Raw genomic sequence first — 20,548 nt, 5'->3', positions numbered from 1 at the left:
AGATAGTAAGTGAGATAAAAACGATCTTATACTCTCTCTATGAAATGAAAGAGGGAATATTTTTAGAATAGGATTATTTAATCAATGGAGAGATCAAGCACTATTATCATGAAAATTTAAAAGAATCTGCAATAACGCATAAGGATGGCGGATTTGTTGAAATTATAGCTTATCGGTTTGGAGGTTGTGCATTCAAGTAATAAAAACGAAGAAATAATAAATTGAGAAGAAGTTTTATACTTATATCAAGATAATGATGAGATATTATTTACCTATTGGAAATGCATTCTTCGATAAGGCTTAGAGTTTTTTATAGTGTGGCACATTGTTTTTTAGTAAAAGTTTTAAGATAAAATTGTGAAATTGCTGAAGAGAGAAAACAAAGTTTATTATTTGACTGGGTTCATAAAAATAGTTGCATATATCTATAATCGTTAGATTTTTAAAAGATCATTCATTAAAGAATCTTATTTAAAACTTCATATATCAAAATGTTTCTAAAACTTTATTGGGAAAGATTTGGTATGCATGTACAATATTTTGAATTTTTATTTTTACCTATTACAGATATCTATAGCTCAAACTCTTATTTAGAAGTGATGATATGAAGGATTCGCATAAAGAAAACATCCTTGCATTGGGAATTGATTCGAGAATACGGCGTTTAGCAATTTTAGCTCTTGCAGTGGGGAGTTTTGCTATTGGAACTGCAGAGTTTGTAGCAATGGGGCTTCTACCAGAAATGGCACGAAGTTCATATGTTGATATTCCTACGGCTGGTCAATATATTTCTGCTTATGCATTAGGGGTTGTGATTGGAGCGCCTCTGTTAGCTGTTGCGACAGCTCAGATTTCACGCAAAACTGTTTTAATAGGGCTGATGTTTTTTTATGCCTTAGCGAATATTGCGAGTGCTTTTTTTTCTGATTTTAGCATATTAGTCGCTTTACGCTTTCTTAGTGGTCTTCCCCATGGAATCTATTTTGGGCTTGCGGCTCTGGTTGCCTCTTCAATGGTGGAAATGAATGAGCGTTCTAAAGCCGTTGGGGCTGTTATGCTTGGTTTGACCATTGCAACCGTTTTGGGAGCACCAGGGGCTACTTGGATTGGTCAACTTATTGGTTGGCAGATTGCTTTTGTCCTTGTGGGTATGATTGCTTTATTGTGTTGTTTGCTTATTGGAAATTTTTTGCCGTGTGATTCAAGAACCCCAAGAACGAGCCCTTTACGCGAAATGGGGGCATTAAAGCAAAAGCAGGTGTGGCTTCTTTTGGTCATGGTTTCGGTGGGAGCATCAGGATTATTTTCTATTTTTACTTATATTAAGTCAACATTAATGCATATTTCTGGTGTTTCCCTTGAATGGGTGCCATTTATTATGCCCTTAGTTGGATTGGGGATGGTGGGTGGAAATCTCTTGGGGCCTAAATTGGCTGTTAAAATAGGCATTTCGCCGATGATATTTTTTTCTATGCTTTGGAGTGTATTTGTTTTTTTGCTTTTTTTCTTTTTATCTTATGCTCCATTAACAGCAGCACTAGGATGCTTTTTGGTTGGAACTTCTTTTGCGGCTATGCCTTCTATACAAACAAAAATTATGGATGTTGCACGACAGGGACAAATTTTGGCAGGCGCATTAATGCAGTCTGCTTTTAATATTGCCAACGCTCTTGGTGCAGAATCTGGAGCATTGGTTTTAAAATTGGGCTATAGTTATGAATATACAGCTATTTTGGGGAGTCTTCTAACTTTGTGCGGTTTAATGGTGTTTTGCGTCTCATGGTCTCTGGAGAAGCATACTTAATATTTTTCTTTTTTTGCGTGAAGAAAAAATTTTTATATTTATTTCTCGTTATTGGCATGTCCTGTTGGATTTTTTAATATGCAGTAAGAAATGCGCAGCGCTAATGGAATAGCAAAACAAAATAAAAGACCTATGAGCACGATAAGAAGGGTTTTTGCTGCTAAGATCATGCCTATTGTTCCTCCAGGATTAAAGAGTCCAGCAAGATTAGTGATGACTCCTGCTAGAGTTGCACTTAAGGCTGCTGAAAATAGTTGCACAGAGGTAAGGGATTCACTGGCACGCAAAGCATCTTCCTCATTTGTACATTGTAAGATCCTTGTAAGCAAATGGGGCCACGCTATGCCAGCACTGACCCCAATAAAAAAGAGTGCTAAGCAAATAATAAGAATATATCCGAGTGTAGAAACTTCTGTTGGAATGAGCCATAAAAGAATAATGATACCTAACAATTTTAATAAGGGGGAATATATAATGATATTGCGAATTTTTTTTGCGGAGACACCAGCACTTGAGAGGGCGCCACATGTCCATCCTAGGCTCATAAGTGCTGCTATATAACCAGCAATAAGAGGCGCTTGCTTATGAAGCTCTTGAAGGAAAAGGGGTAAATAAAGTTCTATACTGTATACGACTGTTGTCATAATAAGTATCAATGCGTAAACAGGAAAAATTTCAGAAGAAAAAGAAAAGGTTTTGTGCGGCAACATGGGATGAAGAGACGATGTTTCGATTTTTTCTAAAACAAAGAGAAGACTAAATCCGATAACGAGCCCGCAAATTTTTGCCATTGTTGCCTCCATAGCGCCTCCAATAGAAATGATAAAAATCAATAAGGTGAGTGTAAGAAGCTGAAGAAGAGGGAAAGGAGATGTTGGAATGTCGGTTTTATTCTTTTGAGGTAAAAGTTTAAAGGCGATGAGTGAGAAAAATATAGCGAAGATGCCAATGATCCAAAAGGATGCTCGCCATAGGCCATAATATACGGAAAGCCCTCCGATCGCTGGTCCTAACAAGGTGGATATTCCCCACATTCCAGAAATAACACTTAATGCGTGTGACCATAAAGATGGACTGAAAACAATACGTATCATGGAATAAGATAAGGATAACAAAGAACCACTTCCAAATCCTTGAATAAAGCGTCCTATTAAAAATAATGGCATAGATGAAGAAATGCTGCATAGAAAAGTTCCTAGGGTAAAGATCAGTCCAGAGATAACATAAGCGTTGCGAGGACCTAGTTTCCCTAATATTTTTGTTGCAAGCGAAGTGCCCAGCAGTGAAGCCGTAATGAAGACAGTCGCCACCCAAGAGTAATATATTTCACTGCCAATATGATTCATGAGAGAGGGTAAAATAGTAATAACAATATAAACGTTGGTGGCATGCAACACAACCCCACCTGTAAACGTTAAAAAGCAAAGACCATTTTTACCCAATAAAAGCGTAGACCAGCTTTGTTTTTTCACTGTTTTGCTATTTAATAAAAAATTATTCTCTTTATTACTTATAAAGTAGTTCTTTAAATTTTCCAAGAAAAATTCAAAGCTCTAAACAGAGCTTTGAATTATAGTTAATTTATTTCTTAATTGCCCATTGCTTTTTTGAGATTTTCATCAATTTTATCGAGAAAACCTGTTGTAGAAAGCCATTTTTGTTTCGGACCAATCAAAAGTGCAAGGTCTTTAGTCATAAAACCTTCTTCAACGGTTTTAATACAAACTTCTTCCAATGTTGTGGCAAAGTTTTTTAATTTCTCATTGTTATCCAGTTTGGCACGGTGCGCTAGTCCACGGGTCCATGCAAAAATAGATGCAATAGAATTTGTTGAGGTTTCTTCATTTTTTTGATGCTGACGATAATGGCGTGTTACAGTGCCGTGTGCGGCCTCTGCTTCAACAATTTTACCATCTGGTGTCATGAGAACGGAAGTCATAAGCCCAAGAGAACCAAAGCCTTGAGCAACAATATCAGATTGAACATCACCATCATAGTTTTTACATGCCCATACGTATCCACCGGACCATTTTAATGAAGAAGCAACCATGTCATCAATGAGGCGATGTTCGTAATGTAATTTACGATTTTCGAACTCCTCCTTAAATTCTGTATCGAATATTTCTTGAAAGATATCTTTAAAACGACCATCGTAAGTTTTTAGAATGGTATTTTTTGTTGAAAGATAAACTGGAACATTCCGTTGTAGTCCATAATTAAAAGATGCGCGGGCAAAGTCACGAATTGATTCATCAAGATTATACATCGCCATGGTAACCCCTGCGCTTGGGGCATCAAAAACCTCATGCTCAATAACTTGATTATCATCACCGACAAATTTAATACTTACTTTTCCTTTTCCTGGAAACTTAAAGTCTGTAGCCTTATACTGGTCACCAAAAGCATGACGTCCGATAATAATTGGTTTTGTCCAGTTAGGAACAAGGCGGGGGACATTTTTACAGATAATGGGTTCGCGAAAAATAACGCCTCCTAAAATATTGCGGATGGTGCCATTGGGGGATTTCCACATTTTTTTAAGGTTAAATTCTTTAACACGAGCCTCATCAGGCGTAATGGTTGCACATTTTATACCAACCCCATATTTTTTGATAGCATTGGCAGAATCGATTGTTACCTGATCATTGGTTGCATCACGGTTCTCGACCGAAAGATCATAATATTTGAGATCAATATCGAGATAGGGATGGATTAATTTATCTTTGATATATTTCCAGATGATACGGGTCATTTCATCCCCATCGAGTTCAACAACGGGGTTTTCTACTTTGATCTTTGCCATTAGAAGTCCTTTTTCTTTTCAGTGATATTACTTTATAGCACTTTCAGGTTTATAATGAAAAGTAAAAACAAAGGGAAAGAGCATACAAATATGGATGTTAGAAGATATGATCAATAGAGTGTAAACTTTGTTGAGGAATTGAATTTTTGAAAAGAAATAATGTGTTGGAAAACCTGTAGTTATTGTATAATTGATAAAAAGTTTGTTTATAGATAAGTAAGTAGGTCTCTGGGAAACAGGGGGATACATTTCTATTATCAAAGTTTTTATTTAACTATTTGATAAGTCGATTGTATTTTTTAATTATCTTTCTTAGCCTGAGTAAGAATCTATTTTTTGCATTGCTCTTTAAATTCTAAGATTACGGTCTGTTTGTTTATAGAAAAATTTAATCTGATACAGATGTGATACAACGGTCCTGTAATGGGGAATGATTCATCTGAAATGCGTTTTTGGAGCAACTTCAGTTTTGAACATTGAAGGGAATACATAAAGAGTCAGGCTGGTTTTAATTTAAAAACGAATAGCTTATGTATGAACACGGCGCATAAGATTACCCTGTCACGAGAGAGCACACTAATTTATAATTTTCTGATTTTTATTGCTGTTAAGTGCCCATAATCAAAGGGCTATTCTTAAAAAGAAAAAAATGAGTCACATCAATGACTTTCGCACCTTTTTTACAGATAGATTATCTATACCTTATTCCCTTATTTTTATCGGGTATCCCTAATATTTAAAAATACGAATAAAATCAATATATTACACAGATATAAATAAAGAATGGTACGCCCAAGGGGAATCGAACCCCTGTTTCCGCCGTGAAAGGGCGATGTCCTAACCGCTAGACGATGGGCGCGAACCAATGATGAGGCTTATAGAGAGGATCTTTTTACTGCGCAAGCCCTCTGAGGCATTTTTTTGAAAAAAAGTGTGTTTTATTGAATAATTTTTGTGTGTCTCTTGTTTTGATCATTTTATTTTTTCAGATTTTTTGTAAAAAAAATATAGAGTTATCATGATGAATAGAGAAAACTTTAATATAAAAATTTATACTTAATGAATGATAACATTGTTCATTTTCAGTTTGAAGGTGTAGGTAAAAACAATCATAATAGCATTTTAAAGATGTTTATTTTTTGCATATTTTACTCATTTTTGTTTCATGCCAGCACATGTTAATGTTGTTTAACTCACCTTGAGAGAGCGTCTACACAGAAGGCTGCTTACTTGAGCTTATCATAAAGCAAAAACAGTACCATTTATGAAGTAAAAGCCAATATTTATGAGCATACTAACAAATAGGGCGAATCATAAAAAAGTTTTCTTTTAAAGCATAACCTATTGATTCTTTTCAGTTAACAAAATTAAAGAACCACAATGATAAAAATGAAAAATATTGAGAGAACTTTTATGAAATATCTTAAAAATTATTTTTTCTCAACTTCACTTTGACATGGCTGTCGGAAATTTAAAAGCTCTTTATTTGTTTTCTTAACGATTAATAAAGATTATTTATTTGCAAATTAAAGCAGTGTAGGTAAAGGGCTGATTTAGTTTTTTGTCATGTCAGTTTGTTTTTTTTAGGGATAGAGATAAGTTGAGGTAAAATATTCGAATTTTACAAATTTATTCTCCATATTTATAATGCCTCGGGACGATGTTGTGTATATGTGTATACATGAGTTTTTATTTTTTACTTTAAATGTAAGATTCTGTTTTGATAGAGGAGAGCATTAGGGAGTTTGCATTTTTGCATTAAAGAATGATCGTTCAAGCTATATAATGGTGGGAAGGAATGTGGTATTATCTACTGATCTATTTTATTGTATCCATTCTCGTAACATATCATATGAAAGAATGCTTTTTTTTCAAATTTTTATAGCAACTTGTATTAATTTTGCAGATTTTTATCCTTAATTCATTTTGTTATAAAGATTATGAAATCTTTGAAAAAAATAAATATTTATATTTTTAGGAATTTTCCTTGAATAAATGAGGGTAATTCTATTAGAAAAAATTAAAGTGAAGAGAGCAGGGGATTTCTTTTGTCCTGATGGGTATCAGTGTTCTTTGTGTTGATAAGCACAATCATTTAAATAGTTTTTCAATTAAAGATAGGGATCAGTGGTTAGATAATGGCAGAAGCTTTAAAAGTTGGCGTTGCGGGACTTGGTACGGTTGGTACTTCAGTTGTTCGAGCTCTGTGTGAAAAAGAAAATAGTTTAGCTTGTCAATGCGGACGATCTATCAAAGTCGTTGCTGTGAGTGCACGTGATAAAAGCCGTAATCGTGGTATTGATCTTAGTAATATAAGATGGTTTGATTCACCTGTGGAGATGGCTGCCTTTGATGAGATTGATGTTTTTGTCGAGTTAATTGGTGGTGAATTGGATATTGTGTATACCGCTGTTAAGCGGGCGCTTGAGGCAGGACATCATGTTGTGACTGCCAATAAAGCTCTTCTTGCTCGACATGGGGTAGAGTTGGCTATACTTGCGGAACAAAAAGGTGTTTTTCTTCATTTTGAAGCCGCTGTTGCAGGGGGAATTCCTGTTATTAAAGCGATGAGAGAATCACTTGTAAGTAATCACATATCGCGGATTTATGGGATTCTCAATGGAACCTGTAATTATATATTAACACGCATGTTTACGGAAGGTCTTTCATTTAAAGATTGTTTAGCAGATGCACAAAGACTGGGCTATGCTGAAGCAGATCCAACTTTTGATATTGAGGGAAATGATACGGCTCATAAATTAGCTTTGTTGACAAGTTTGGCATTTGGAACAGCTGTTTCGTTAGATGATGTTTATGTTGAAGGAATTCATAATATTTCCCAAATTGATATCCGAGCGGCTGATGAGTTGGGATATCGAATTAAGCTTTTAGGCGTTGCATTAAAAACGGATTCTGGAATAGAGCAACGAGTTCATCCAACAATGGTCCCAACATCCTCAATGATTGCACAGATCAATGGTGTAACCAATGCTCTTTCTATTCAAAGTGATTTGTTAGGTGAATTACTGTTTTCTGGTCCTGGGGCTGGAGGGATGGCAACAGCATCAGCCGTTATTGGTGATTTGGCTGATATAGCAAAAGCGCGTTCTGGTTTTTACTATGCACCTGTTTTAAGACGTCCAGCATTAGAACTTGCTCCTCATACAAAAGCCCGCATTTCAAATCATGCAGGGGGGTATTTTATTCGTTTAAATGTTCATGATCGTGCTGGTGTTTTTGCAGCGGTTGCAAGGCATATGGCTGATCATCACATTTCTTTAGAGTCGATTGTTCAAAGACCGTTTGTAGAAAATCAGATTGAAAAAACAATTATTTTAATCACGCATGAAACCACAGAAGTGAATGTACGACAGGCACTTGCAGAAATTGCAAAAGATGGACTTCTTGTTGCAAAATCTCAATTCATTCGTATTGAACGTATGGCAGAGAATTGATAACTTACCTTGATTAAGACAAGCTTGAATAGTTTTATCTCTTGTGGAATGTTTTCATCTTTGTCAAAAGCTTTATTCTTAGAGCTTAATAAAGACTTGTATTTTTCTGGTATTCATTCGGTAGGATTTTTTATATGCCCACAACTCAGAAGACTTTAAATGGACTTGATCGTATTTTGACACTTGAATTGGTACGTGTCACTGAACGTGCTGCTGTTGCTGCTGCACGCTGGCGCGGACGTGGCGATGAAAAGGCGGCAGATCAAGCTGCTGTGGACGCAATGCGGCGAGAGCTTAATCGATTGCCTATTGAGGGTACAGTGGTGATTGGTGAAGGTGAGCGCGATGAAGCACCTATGCTCTATATTGGAGAAAAAGTAGGTCTTCAAAGTGGACTGGCAATTGATATTGCACTTGATCCACTGGAAGGAACAACACTTTGTGCTAAAAATCTTGCCAATTCTTTGGCGGTAGTTGCAATTGCTGAAAAGGGTAACCTCCTTTATGCTCCTGATGTTTATATGAACAAAATTGCTATTGGTCCTGGTTATCCAAAGGGAGTGGTCGATATCGATGCTTCTCCTACCGATAATATTCATGCTCTTGCAAAGGCTAAAGGAGTGGCTGTTAATCAGATGACTGTTTGTATTATGGATAGACCCCGTCATGAAAAGTTGATTGATGAAGTGCGAACGACAGGAGCGTCAATTCGCTTGATTGGTGATGGAGATGTTGCTGCCGTTATTGATACAACGAATCCAGAAGAAACAGGTATTGATATCTATATGGGGATTGGTGGAGCTCCAGAGGGCGTTCTAGCATCTGCTGCTTTACGCTGCATTGGAGGGCAGATGCAAGGGCGTTTGTTGCTTGATACAGAAGAGAAAATTGCTCGTGCAGCCAAAATGGGGATTAGTAATCCCAATAAGGTTTATACAATGGAAGAAATGGCAAAGGGTGACGTTTTGTTCTCAGCAACAGGGGTGACAGATGGTAATATGCTTTCTGGTGTTAAATTCACGCCTCGCTACATTCAAACGGAAACGCTTGTCATGCGTTCTCATACAGGGACAGTTCGTAATATTAAAGCACAGCATAGAGATCATTCAAAATTTGATTAATATTTTTGTTATCTCTAAAAAAATAAAAGATGACTTTTAGGGCATACGCTTCCATGAAGGTTATTCATGGAAGCGTAGATATGAGAATATCGTCTTATTATGAGAGCTGGACAGAATGCACCCAGCCATTTGTGTCTTCTATATTCCCTTTTTGAAGACCAACCAATTGTGTTTTAAGTTGTTTTGTGACTTCTCCAATCGTTTCATTTCCGATAATAAATTCTCCGCCTTTATATCTAAAACGACCGATTGAGGTAACAACAGCAGCTGTACCACAAGCAAAGACTTCTTTAAGATGTCCACTTTTTGCATCTTCTTGAAGTGTTGCAAAAGAATAAGGATGCTCTTCTATCGTTAAACCCATTTGTTGAGCTAATTGTAAAATTGAATGACGCGTTATTCCTGGAAGGATCGTTCCATTAAGAGGAGGGGTTATAAGTGTATTATTGTCCATAATAAAGCAGACATTCATACCGCCAAGTTCTTCAATCCATTTATGTTCAACCATATCAAGGAAGAGAACTTGGCTACAATTGTTTTCAGTTGCAATTTTTTGTGCAAGCAAGCTGGCTGCATAGTTGCCTCCACACTTGGCAGCACCTGTTCCTCCTGGACCAGCACGACTATACTCTGTTTCAATCCAGACGCTGACAGGTTTTTCTTCTCCTTTAAAATAGGATGCAACTGGAGAGGCAATGATACAAAAAAGGTAATCTTGAGAAGGACGAACGCCCAAAAAGTTTTCATTACCAAACATAAATGGACGGATATAGAGGCTCGCATTAGGATAATCCGAAACCCATTTTTGATCAATTTTCACGAGTTGATGAACGGCATCTAGAAAAATATCTTTTGGTAATGCTGGCATAGCTAATCGTTGTGCTGACTCGATTAGCCGTTGTGCATTAGCATCAGGACGAAAGAGCAAGATGCGTCCATCTTTTGCACGATATGCTTTTAAACCCTCAAAAACTTCCTGTCCATAATGCAAAACGGTACTTGCAGGGTTAATTTCTAACGCTTTGTATTGAGAAATAACGGCGTTGTGCCAACCTTTGTTTTCAGTCCATCGAATAGTACACATATGGTCTGTAAAAAATTGACCAAAACCAGGATTTTTTAGAATTTCTTCACGTTTTTCTTCTGATAGAGGTGATGGGTGCTGTTCTATTTTAAAGGGAAGTGACGATAGGGGAGATTTCATAAGAAAAACCTTTTGAGATTGTTTTATTTTTTATTAAATAAAAATAATGAGATATTTTAACCATAACTCTATTATTAGCAAATCCTCTGTGTCAATGTTTTATTATAGAGTTCAAAGGGAAGTCTTATAGAATTCAAAGGCTGTGGTAGACATTTTAATTTTATTTTTGTCTCTTTTTCCAACTTTATGCAGCAAACTGGAACCTTTATCTCTCTTTATCGTTTTCTCAAAATAAATGCCTGAATAATTTCATGTATGCATATTTTCTAGAAATTTAAAGGTAAGGGAATTGAGAAAAGGAATCCACTATGATTGATAAAAATTATCACACATATGAAGAACGTATGGCAGAAGAAAGAAAAGAACATGAACAGCGTGTTTCAATTGCTAAGGGTATTTTTGCTATTCTTCTTGCACTCGTTATTATCTGGTTTATTTTTGGTTTTTTAGGATCTTTTTTTGCAAAATCTCCTGAACACAGTTCGCACTATAATACTCCAGAAACAAGCCAGACCACAACAACACCTCAAAAAGATTTAAATTCACCTCCCCCTGTGCCTTATACCTATAAGGATACACAGTGATTTTTTCGTAAACATAATCTTAAAGTGAAAATCGACGTAAATTAAAGAATAAAATCATAAGCAAATAGATAAGCAAAAAAGACAGAGATGATTTTAATTTCTAAAGTTTTTGATAAATCATTAAAAGCTTTTGAAATACATGGACTTGAAATCAATCATGCAACGGTTGTTAAAACCGTTGCATTGATTAGTTTAGCGCGTGATAAAGCAACTTCCACCAGAATTTTTAATGGTTTCACAAAGATTTATAGCTTCATTACGATTCTGTGTTTGAATACGAATACGGTAATAGGTTCCTTTTCCCGGTATAAAAGCCGGTTGAATATTTAAAGGACGAGATCCGATAAGGAAGCCAAATTTAGATCTCATATTTTTTAAAGAATCTCTAGCCAACTCATGCGTTGGTTGAGAGGCAAGTTGCACATAATAACTCTCTGAATTTTGTGGTGTAACTCTGTTTTGTGATGTCGGACGAGAGGCGGCGTGCGTTTCTACTTCTGCATTTCTTTCGGCATGAGAAGGTATTGGGATAAATTTTTCTTCGATATCCGCATTAGAAGTATTTTCAGCGATTATTTTATCAATATTATTTTTGAGATCATATTCTATTTGGGGGGCGTTGTTATCAGAATCATGCGAGGAAATAACAGATGGCTCTTGAACTTCATCAGGGGTTTGATCAATCGTTTCTGCAGATTGAGCAACAGTTTTGCTTTCTGTTTGATGCACGGGAGACAGTGTCACTGTACCATCTGGGTTAACAATAACTGTTCGTACTTCTTGCGTGGGAATAGTATGATGAATGGCTTGTGCGACGGCATCTTCAACATCAGATTCATTTGAAGAAGATGATGAGAAGTTTTGAGGTTGTTCTGAATTTAATGCTTCTAAATTTTCGGGTTGTTCAGAGTTATCAATAAGAAATTTTTGAGTATTTTCTTGTTTTTCATTTTCTTCTGTTGTTTGTTTATAGATATCTAAATTATGGGCAACATCACTTTTCGTTTCAGTTGTTTCTGGTTTAAATTTAAAAGGTGTATTATCTGCATGGATAATGATCGTTTCTTCATTTTTTTGTGAGGACATAAAAAAGTGAGAATAACCAGCAACTCCAACGGCTACTAAAATAAGAAGAAAAAGTCCTTTGATGAAAAATTTACCAAAAATAGAGTTTTTAAAGGGAGAAGGCGTTGAGTGATGTGTGAGCTCTCCGTCCGATCCTATGTGGGTTGAATTCTCATTTAAAGAGGGAGAATTATATTCCATATTGGCGGTAGAGAAATAGTCGGCATTTTGTTCTTTAGAGTTTATATAAATACCTTCTTTTGAATTTTGCATACTTTGATGAAAAACTTCATCTTTCTGTTGTTTTTGAAAAAAGTTGTCTGTTGGAACATTTCCAACATTAAGGACATCAGCAAACTCTTCTTCTAGACCACCGCTCGTTGGTACATCGTATTCTGGAGCTTCATATGGGACTTCCGGAACCATAATAGAGCCAGTTTTTTCTACGACTTCCTCTGAAAATTTATAAGTATCAACATTGGGAGGGGGGGTATTTCTGTGTGTATAGTTATGGGCAAAAAAGCTATCTGTTTGTTTTGTATCAAGAGGTTCTGACGCGGAAAGAAACGCATCTAAATTATTTTCATTATAGGTTGGAACTTTTTCGCTATAAGTTTCCTGTTGTGAGGGGCTTTCTTGAAAAAAGTGGGGATAATTGGCTGTATGATCCTCTTGTGAAAGTTCCTTTAAATCAGACTGTCTATCAACGTGTGTAGAATCCAAAGGTGATGAGAAGTTACTTGTTGTTTGACTTCTTGTCGTGTTTTGTTCTTCTGACACAAGGTTGGAAGATGAGAAAAAATCATTTTCTTTTGAGGAAGAGGAGACATCCGTATAATTTTTTTCAGTCCAATTTTCTTGAGCCGCTGAAATTTTATAGGGATGATTTATGGGAGTGTCGTAGAAATTTTGATTATCATCATAATTTTTTTGTATATTCGCAGTCTCAGGCTGTTGTGAGATTGTTTGTGAGAAGCGATTAGTTTGTTCAGCAGCTTCTCTTTCCTCTTTCTTATTTTCGCGTCTTTCAGATTTATCAAAGGAGAAGTTTTCTGATTCTGATTTTGAAATAAGATTACTTTTTTCAAAAAAAGGATCAGCACCGATTGCTGTCATTTTCTGTTGAGAGGATTGATTCTTTTGGATTGGTAGTGGAGAAAGCGCATCTAAAATTTGTTCTTCATCATGACTGGGTGATGAAGAATGTTTCTCTTCAGATAAATTATTTTGTTTCACATGGTTGAAAGAAGCAGTTTGGGCAATATTTGACGCTTGTGCATTGCTGGTTGCGTGCAAGTCCCATTGCTTATTTTGATCATCAAATGGTAAGTCATGCGTTAGATTATTTTCAAGTTCTGCTTCTAGAAAGGACAAATCAAAATCATCATCATGGGATGATGTTTCGGGATGAGATGTTGATCGATCTGTCTGTGAAGAAGATTGCTCATTTCGGTTTCCGCTTTGTTTGTTCGGATTAAAAATGCGCGTAAGTCTTTCTAAAGGATCATGGTGTTCATGATCGTGTTTTATTTCGTGCGGATTTTTGCGATCGTTATCGCTCATAGCTTTTCTCACATGATGATTTGCATTTTCATGCAATCAATGGTTAACTTTGATTTGTTAATTAAAATTATAAATTTTCCCCCTCTCATGCAAGGATACATGAAAAAGTTCATCAATACAGTATCTATTGTATGTATTTATAGAACTTTTTCAACGCATTTCTATTGGTGCTTCAACTCCTATGATGGTAAGTCCGGATGATAAAATATTGATAACAGCTTGTATCAGTCCTAATCTTGCAAAGGATAATTCTTTATCATCAGGCTGAATAAAGCGTAAATTAAAGTCTTCACTCCCTTTATTCCAAAGGGTATGAAAGTTAGAGGCAAGGTCATAGAGATAAAACGCTAATCTATGGGGTTCTTTATGAACGACGGCTTGTTCAATGATACGCGGATATTCAGAAAGTTTGCGTATTAATAGTATTTCATTATCATCTGTTAGTCGATGAAGATGGGTGGTCAATGTGTCCTTTGAAAAGTTTTCAATATGAAGTGTTTCTTGTGCTTGACGAAAGACTGAGTGACACCGTGCATTGGCATATTGTACATAAAAGATGGGGTTATCTTTTGATTGCTCTGTTACTTTTGTAAAATCAAAATCAAGAGGTGCTTCACATTTACGATATAGCATCATAAAACGCACTGGATCACGACCAACTTCCTCGACAACATCCCGTAGAGTAACAAATGATCCTGCTCTTTTTGACATGCGTACAGGTTGACCATTGCGAAAGAGTTTGACCAACTGACATAAGAAAACACTTAATTTGGCTTTATCCCCAGAAATTGCTTTTGCCATGGCTTCTAGCCGCTTTACATAACCAGCATGGTCTGCGCCTAGAATATAAATCATTTCATCAAAATGACGATTAAATTTATCCCGAAAATAGGCAACATCTGCAGCAAAATAAGTATAAGAACCATCAGATTTGACTAAAACACGGTCTTGGTCATCACCAACATTTGTTGAACGGAATAAAGTTTGTTCGCTTGGTTCCCAATCTTCTATATTTTGTCCTTTTGGAGGGGGGAGCTTTCCTTTGTAGATATAACCATTTAAGGTAAGTTCGTTAATAGTATTACGAATAGCAAGGGCGTTATCGGCATAAAGCATTCGCTCAGAAAAAAAGATATCATGATAAATATTAAGAGCAGCCAAATCTTCACGAATCATGGACATCATTGCATGAACGGCACGTTCTTTCACGAGAGATAAGGCTTCATCTTTATCCATTGTGAGGAGTTGCTCACCAAACTCTTGAGCCAGTGATTGACCCAATGGTATCAAGTATTCTCCGGGATAGAACCCTTCTGGGATTTCATCAATTTTTTCTCCAAGAGCTTCACGATAGCGCAACAGCACGGAGTGAGCGAGGACTTCGATTTGTTGACCCGCATCATTGATATAATATTCTCTCGTAATGTTATAGCCTGTAAATTGCAGCAAATTGGAAAGAACGTCTCCAACAACAGCTCCGCGACAGTGTCCTACATGCATGGGGCCTGTTGGGTTTGCTGAAACATATTCAACATTGACGCGCTTGCCTTCTCCCATTGGGATACGACCATAAGAAAGGCCTAATTCAAGCATGGATTTTATAGCATCTTGCCAAAATAATTTTGTAAGCTTGATATTTATAAAACCAGGACCGGCAACATCAATATTCTCGATGGAGGAATCATTTTTAAGCAACTCTATAATTTTATCTGCAAGTGCACGGGGTCCCATCCCAATAGATTTTGCAAGCACCATAGCAGCATTGGTTGATAAATGACCATGGGAGGAATCACGTGGGGGATCAACGGTGATTTTCGATAAATCTGGATCTTCTCCATTTTTTCCTTTTATATCGGATAATTCAATTGATTTTTTTATTTTTTTTTCAAAGTTTTTAAAGATATTCATATTGAGCTTCCATGATGATGCCAAAAGCCATTAAACGAAATGATCTTTATGGTCAAATAAACGATGATATTCACGTAGAGCATAGTGATCAGTCATGCCCGAAAGGAAGTCAGCAATCAGACGTGCTAACTCTTGATTTTTTAAGTGTTCTGTTTTTTTGCACCAACTTTCAGGCATTGTATCTGGATTTTTATAATAACAATTGAATAATTTTTGTACAATGCATTTTGCTTCATTGCGACGACTAAGAACTTGTTCGTGATAATAAAGATTTTTAAAGAGAAAGTTTTTTAGTTCTTTTTCGTAAACGGTCATTGATGGTGAAAAGGTAACAATGGTTTGTTTTGCTTGGTGAATATCGTTTATGCTGGTTGGTTTGATGCGTGCTAAATTTTCGTTTGATTGCTTGATAACATCTTCGACCATGGTTGTTATTTGTCTTCGTACGAGTGTGTAACCGCGTCGTGCTTGGTCAAGGTGGGGATGCTCCTTTGTTATATCTTTTAATATTTCTGCAGTTAGAAAAACACTTTCGAATTGTTCGAGTGTTAAAAATTGCGACCGTAAACCATCATCAATATCATGGGCATTGTATGCAATATCATCTGCAATCGCAGCACATTGCGCTTCTAGTCCTGCAAAACAATCGAGTGCAAGATCTTGCTTTGCGTTGTATTGTAAAATATCAATAGGAACTTCTTTATTCTTTGCGTGAGGACCTAAAAGGGGACCATTATGCTTTACAAGTCCCTCGAGGGTTTCCCATGTCAGGTTGAGGCCATCAAAATTTGCATAGCGCTGTTCTAGTTTTGTAACAATGCGTAAGGCTTGTGCATTATGATCAAAACCGCCATAATGAGCCATGGCTTCATTGAGAGCCTCTTCTCCTGCATGGCCAAAAGGTGTGTGCCCAAAGTCATGAACAAGAGCAATAGCTTCGGCAAGATCTTCATCAAGACAAAGGGCACGGGCTAATGTTCGTGCAATTTGAGAAACCTCTATGGAATGGGTAAGGCGGGTACGATAATGATCGCTTTCATCAGCAATAAACACTTGCGTTTTATGTTTAAGACGTCGAAACGCATTAGAATGAATAATACGATCTCTATCTCGTTGAAAGGGTGAGCGTATAGGGCTCATCGTCTCATGGAATAATCGACCACGGCTTGTTTGTGGATGAGCACTGTAGACCGCTCGAGATTGGTAATTAAAGTTGATCGTGCCTATATTCATTGCAAGCTGTCCATTATCATCTTAAAATCGAGAGTGGTTTATGATGAATAAGTTTCTCTTTACAGTGTGGGATACTCTTTCTTGATGGTTTAATGCAAGGATATATAAAATGAATGTAAAAATTTCAGATGTTGCTGCTAAGCAAATTGTACAGATACTTTTGCGTGAACCCGATAAAATAGCTTTACGTATTTCTGTTGAAGGGGGTGGGTGTTCTGGTTTTTCTTACAAATATGACTTGGTTTCTGAAATAAGTAAAGAGGATCTTGTTCTCAAAAAAGATGGGGCAACAGTGCTTATTGATTCCCTTTCACTTCCTTTCATGGAAGGAGCTGAGATTGATTTTGTTGATGATCTTATGGGGCAATCTTTTCAAATCCATAATCCCAATGCTGTTTCATCATGTGGTTGTGGTGTGAGTTTTTCAATTTAAGAGTGATGGCTTTGTGATATTGTTTCTTGAAAAAAATATCATGTTGGTCAACAATGCGAAAATGGCTAGTCTTATAAAAATAGTGCACCGATGTGTGTGGTTATATTTGTTGCTCAATTTATTGATCTGGAGCCCCTATGCTTTTTGTGAAGAAAGTGTCGATCAGCAGCAGGGACAATCACGGAGTTTTATTTTAAAGTCTCAAGAGCCAGAAAAAGAGAATTTAACATCTCAGGCACAACTTATTTTAAATGCTCAATTAACAAATAGTCGTCAAGATATTGAGAAAGGGCTTGTCTGGCGGGTTTATGCTCCTATTCTAGGGATTGATAATAAATTACCCTTAGTGGCAACTTATAAGGGGGGAAGTGCGCGTTTTGATTTAGAGCCCGGAAGTTATATTGTTCATGTCTCATTTGGTCATATGAGCGCTGTGCGTCAGGTTCGTCTAGAAAATGGGCAGAGTCTTGTGAAAAATTTTCACCTTGAGGCTGGGGGGCTTATTTTAAATGCAACACTGCTCAATGGTGTTATCAATGAAAAAGAATTACGTTTCACAATCTATGAGGATGAAAAAGAAAATGATGATACGGGGATAGTTTTATCAAATGTAAAACCTCAATCCGTTGTGCGTTTAAAAGCTGGCCGTTATCATGTTGCTTCTCATTATGGTTCCATTAATGCGACAGCGCGTTCGGATATTCAAGTAGAAGCTGGTAAAATGACAGAGGTTACCCTTGAGCATCAGGCGGCTCAAATTGTTTTAAAGCTGGTACGACAAGAAGGAGGAGAAGCGCTTGCAGATACAAGTTGGTCTCTTGCCAATGATTCTGGTGATATTGTGTATGAAACCGTTGGTGCTTATGTTTCGCTCGTCTTAGCAGAGGGAGAGTATATTGCCATTGCTAAAAATAAAGATAAAATTTATCAAAAAGTTTTTTCTGTCATTTCTGGTCACGACGAAGATATAAGTGTGGTGGCGAATGAACAAAATATGCAACGTATTGATGAAGATGCGGATTGATCGTTTTTTATGGGGGTAAACTATGATGAGAGATGAGAAAAGGGGGGCATTTTGATTGAAATTTCTACGGTTGGTGTGTTTTTTGCTGGGGCACTCTCTTTTTTATCGCCATGTGTTTTGCCATTAGTCCCTCCTTATTTATGCTATATGGCAGGGGTTGGTATTGATGATTTTCGTTCAGAAAAGCGTGATGAGAAAGCCCTTATACGGTGGGCTTTATTGTCTTGTGTTATGGCTTTTGTTCTGGGGTTTACCACTGTTTTTGTGGCCTTAGGTGCAAGTGCAAGTACAATTGGTAAGTTCATCGGTTATTATCGTGATTGGTTTGCTCTTGCTGCTGGAGTGATTATTATTATTTTTGGTTTAAATTTTTTAGGGCTTTTCAAGATTAACTTTTTATTTCGTGAAGCGCGTTTCCAGACCCATAAAACACCGGCAGGTCTTTTAGGGGCCTATGTTATTGGTTTAGCTTTTGCCTTTGGTTGGACACCGTGTATTGGTCCTATTTTAGGGCCTATTATAACGCTTGCTGGAACAAAAGAAACTGTGGGAGAAGGAGCTATTTTATTAGCGATCTATGCATTAGGTCTTGCGGTTCCTTTTGTGTTGGCAGCTTTATTTTCGAGTCATTTTATGCGATTTCTAGCAGCTTTTCGTATTCATTTAGGAAAAGTTGAAAAAATTATTGGTGTTTTTCTTATTGTTACAGGGATTTTGTTTTTAACAGGCTCTATGCAGGATCTTTCATTTTGGCTTTTAGAGCATTATCCTTCATTGAGTTATGTTGAAGATATTGGTTGGCACGATATTATGAACTTTTTTGGATTTTCTCATTAGTCTTGTGTGTTTTTATGGTTAGAAGTTGTCTTTCTATTGTTCTTGCTGCAGGTGAGGGGACGCGTATGAAATCGTCTCTGCCTAAGGTGCTTCATAAAATTGCTGGATTGCCTCTTATATGCCACGTTCTAAAACAAATGGAATTGGCAGGCTCTTCACAATTGGCTGTTGTTGTAGGATTTGGTGCTCAAAAAGTTACACATGTTGTTCAGTCATTTGTAAAAGATGCGATGATTTTTGAACAAAAAGAGCGTTTAGGAACGGCGCATGCTGTTTTATCGGCTCGTTTAGCTTTGCAAAAGGGAGCAGATGATATTCTCATTGTTTTTGGAGATACACCTCTCATTCAGCAAGATTCATTGCTGAAAGTTCGTGCTGAACTTGCTGAGGGAGCCGATGTTGTTTTTGCAGGCTTTCATACTAAAAATCCAACAGGTTATGGGCGACTTCTCAAGAAAAATGGTCAATTGATCAAAATTGTAGAAGAAAAAGATGCGAGCAGTGAAGAAAAAAAGATTTCTTTTTGTAATGGGGGAATCCTTGCTATGCGTGGAAAGCACGCACTTTCTCTTTTAGAGAAGGTTGATAATAATAATAGAAAAAAAGAATATTACTTAACAGATATTGCTTCTCTGGCAACACGTGAAGGTTTAGATGTGCGTGTTGTCGAAGTTCCTTTTGAAGATATCGTAGGAATTAACAATTGTTTTGAGCTTTCTGAGGCTGATTCTTTGTGGCAAAAACGTAAAGCGCGCGATTTAATGTTATCAGGTGTGACACTCTTAAAACCAGAAACAGTCTATTTTTCTTATGATACAGAAATTGAACCAGGGGTGGTGATAGAGCCGAATGTTTATTTTGGATTAGGTGTGAAAGTACACTCTGGTGCTGTTATTCATGCATTTAGTTATCTTGAAGGTGCTGTGGTTGGTCAAGATGCACAAATTGGTCCCTATGCACGTTTGCGTCCAGGAACAGAGTTAGCAAAGTCTGTAAAGGTTGGAAATTTTTGTGAAGTTAAACAAGCTAAGATAGGAGAATCTTCTAAAATCAATCATTTAAGTTATATTGGTGATGCTGAAATTGGTGTACATACCAATATTGGAGCTGGTACCATTACGTGCAATTATGATGGATTTAACAAATATAAAACCACGATTGGTGATCATGCTTTTGTTGGGTCTAATACGGCGCTTGTTTCTCCATTAGTGGTAGGGAATGGTTCTTATATTGCTTCAGGAAGTGTTATTACTAAAAATATTCCTATGAACAGTATGGCTTTTGGGCGTGCACGACAGGTTATAAAAGAGGACTATGCAACAAAATTTCGGGCGCGCTTGTTAGAGAACAATTTGTCAGAAAACAAACAGAAAAAATGATCATTTTCAGTCTATTTCTGTGTTTTGTGCCGATCTAACGATGAGTAAGAGGTTTGCTCTGAGAGATTGCCGTATTCTATGTTTGAATTATTTTATTATTTATCGTTTTAAATAAAGGCTGTTGGATTATTTTAT

14 protein-coding genes and 1 tRNA gene are annotated in these 20,548 nt (G+C 36.7%); 8 read left to right on the top strand and 7 right to left on the bottom strand.

Features of this window, described 5'->3' with window-relative positions:
• Positions 1-604 precede the first annotated feature (604 nt).
• Positions 605-1,804, top strand: a complete 1,200-nt coding sequence (locus tag AC6ER8_RS05065; RefSeq protein WP_497077673.1) for an MFS transporter — start codon at positions 605-607, stop codon at positions 1,802-1,804.
• 38 nt (positions 1,805-1,842) lie between these two features.
• Here the strand turns inward: AC6ER8_RS05065 and AC6ER8_RS05060 are convergent, their stop codons facing one another.
• The 3 genes from AC6ER8_RS05060 to AC6ER8_RS05050 all read right to left on the bottom strand — a co-directional run bounded on the left by AC6ER8_RS05060 (position 1,843) and on the right by AC6ER8_RS05050 (position 5,466).
• Positions 1,843-3,276 (bottom strand): MFS transporter, encoded by a 1,434-nt coding sequence (locus tag AC6ER8_RS05060; protein ID WP_497077672.1) that lies wholly within the window; start codon positions 3,274-3,276, stop codon positions 1,843-1,845.
• A gap of 116 nt (positions 3,277-3,392) precedes the next feature.
• Entirely contained in the window at positions 3,393-4,607 is a 1,215-nt protein-coding gene (locus tag AC6ER8_RS05055; RefSeq protein WP_497077671.1) for an NADP-dependent isocitrate dehydrogenase, read from the bottom strand.
• A gap of 784 nt (positions 4,608-5,391) precedes the next feature.
• A tRNA-Glu gene (locus AC6ER8_RS05050) sits at positions 5,392-5,466 on the bottom strand.
• 1,279 nt (positions 5,467-6,745) lie between these two features.
• Between AC6ER8_RS05050 and AC6ER8_RS05045 the strand changes: the two genes are divergently transcribed.
• Both AC6ER8_RS05045 and glpX read left to right on the top strand, forming a co-directional pair.
• Positions 6,746-8,062: a homoserine dehydrogenase gene (locus tag AC6ER8_RS05045; protein ID WP_497077670.1), complete on the top strand. Its 1,317-nt coding sequence runs from the start codon at positions 6,746-6,748 to the stop codon at positions 8,060-8,062.
• 134 nt (positions 8,063-8,196) lie between these two features.
• Positions 8,197-9,183, top strand: a complete 987-nt coding sequence (gene glpX / locus AC6ER8_RS05040; RefSeq protein WP_497077669.1) for a class II fructose-bisphosphatase — start codon at positions 8,197-8,199, stop codon at positions 9,181-9,183.
• Between the two features lie 97 nt (positions 9,184-9,280).
• Here the strand turns inward: glpX and AC6ER8_RS05035 are convergent, their stop codons facing one another.
• Positions 9,281-10,387: a branched-chain amino acid aminotransferase gene (locus AC6ER8_RS05035; RefSeq protein WP_497077668.1), complete on the bottom strand. Its 1,107-nt coding sequence runs from the start codon at positions 10,385-10,387 to the stop codon at positions 9,281-9,283.
• A 308-nt stretch (positions 10,388-10,695) separates the two neighbouring features.
• On the opposite strand from AC6ER8_RS05035, the gene AC6ER8_RS05030 reads away from it, so the two are divergent.
• Entirely contained in the window at positions 10,696-10,971 is a 276-nt protein-coding gene (locus tag AC6ER8_RS05030; RefSeq protein WP_497077667.1) for a hypothetical protein, read from the top strand.
• Between the two features lie 192 nt (positions 10,972-11,163).
• Here AC6ER8_RS05030 and AC6ER8_RS05025 read toward each other — a convergent pair whose 3' ends face one another.
• From AC6ER8_RS05025 to AC6ER8_RS05015, 3 genes are all read right to left on the bottom strand, one after another.
• Complete coding sequence (locus AC6ER8_RS05025; RefSeq protein WP_497077666.1) at positions 11,164-13,599, bottom strand: SPOR domain-containing protein; 2,436 nt, start codon at positions 13,597-13,599, stop codon at positions 11,164-11,166.
• 150 nt (positions 13,600-13,749) lie between these two features.
• Positions 13,750-15,507, bottom strand: a complete 1,758-nt coding sequence (gene argS / locus AC6ER8_RS05020; RefSeq protein WP_497077665.1) for an arginine--tRNA ligase — start codon at positions 15,505-15,507, stop codon at positions 13,750-13,752.
• A 30-nt stretch (positions 15,508-15,537) separates the two neighbouring features.
• A complete protein-coding gene (locus AC6ER8_RS05015; RefSeq protein ID WP_497077664.1) occupies positions 15,538-16,740 on the bottom strand; it encodes a deoxyguanosinetriphosphate triphosphohydrolase in 1,203 nt (400 codons plus the stop codon).
• A 109-nt stretch (positions 16,741-16,849) separates the two neighbouring features.
• On the opposite strand from AC6ER8_RS05015, the gene AC6ER8_RS05010 reads away from it, so the two are divergent.
• The 4 genes from AC6ER8_RS05010 to glmU are packed head-to-tail and all read left to right on the top strand — an operon-like array spanning position 16,850 to position 20,413.
• Positions 16,850-17,173 (top strand): HesB/IscA family protein, encoded by a 324-nt coding sequence (locus tag AC6ER8_RS05010; protein ID WP_497077663.1) that lies wholly within the window; start codon positions 16,850-16,852, stop codon positions 17,171-17,173.
• Between the two features lie 13 nt (positions 17,174-17,186).
• Positions 17,187-18,197: an RgsD C-terminal domain-containing protein gene (locus AC6ER8_RS05005; RefSeq protein WP_497077662.1), complete on the top strand. Its 1,011-nt coding sequence runs from the start codon at positions 17,187-17,189 to the stop codon at positions 18,195-18,197.
• Positions 18,198-18,245: 48 nt separating this feature from the next.
• On the top strand, positions 18,246-19,034 hold the full coding sequence (locus AC6ER8_RS05000; RefSeq protein WP_497079611.1) for a cytochrome c biogenesis CcdA family protein: 789 nt from the start codon (positions 18,246-18,248) through the stop codon (positions 19,032-19,034).
• 14 nt (positions 19,035-19,048) lie between these two features.
• Positions 19,049-20,413 (top strand): bifunctional UDP-N-acetylglucosamine diphosphorylase/glucosamine-1-phosphate N-acetyltransferase GlmU, encoded by a 1,365-nt coding sequence (glmU, locus tag AC6ER8_RS04995; protein ID WP_497077661.1) that lies wholly within the window; start codon positions 19,049-19,051, stop codon positions 20,411-20,413.
• Positions 20,414-20,548 lie beyond the last annotated feature (135 nt).

Source organism: Bartonella sp. SL320 (assembly GCF_059687635.1).
The sequence above is the reverse complement of the archived record's forward strand: the minus strand, read 5'-3'. Positions and strand labels throughout refer to the sequence as shown.

Coding starts and splice junctions, on each gene's coding strand:
- AC6ER8_RS05065 (WP_497077673.1), top strand. CDS start 605: ATGAAGGATTCGCATAAAGAAAACATCCTTGCATTGGGAATTGATTCG.
- AC6ER8_RS05055 (WP_497077671.1), bottom strand. CDS start 4,607: ATGGCAAAGATCAAAGTAGAAAACCCCGTTGTTGAACTCGATGGGGAT.
- AC6ER8_RS05045 (WP_497077670.1), top strand. CDS start 6,746: ATGGCAGAAGCTTTAAAAGTTGGCGTTGCGGGACTTGGTACGGTTGGT.
- glpX (WP_497077669.1), top strand. CDS start 8,197: ATGCCCACAACTCAGAAGACTTTAAATGGACTTGATCGTATTTTGACA.
- AC6ER8_RS05035 (WP_497077668.1), bottom strand. CDS start 10,387: ATGAAATCTCCCCTATCGTCACTTCCCTTTAAAATAGAACAGCACCCA.
- AC6ER8_RS05030 (WP_497077667.1), top strand. CDS start 10,696: ATGATTGATAAAAATTATCACACATATGAAGAACGTATGGCAGAAGAA.
- AC6ER8_RS05025 (WP_497077666.1), bottom strand. CDS start 13,599: ATGAGCGATAACGATCGCAAAAATCCGCACGAAATAAAACACGATCAT.
- argS (WP_497077665.1), bottom strand. CDS start 15,507: ATGAATATCTTTAAAAACTTTGAAAAAAAAATAAAAAAATCAATTGAA.
- AC6ER8_RS05015 (WP_497077664.1), bottom strand. CDS start 16,740: ATGAATATAGGCACGATCAACTTTAATTACCAATCTCGAGCGGTCTAC.
- AC6ER8_RS05010 (WP_497077663.1), top strand. CDS start 16,850: ATGAATGTAAAAATTTCAGATGTTGCTGCTAAGCAAATTGTACAGATA.
- glmU (WP_497077661.1), top strand. CDS start 19,049: ATGGTTAGAAGTTGTCTTTCTATTGTTCTTGCTGCAGGTGAGGGGACG.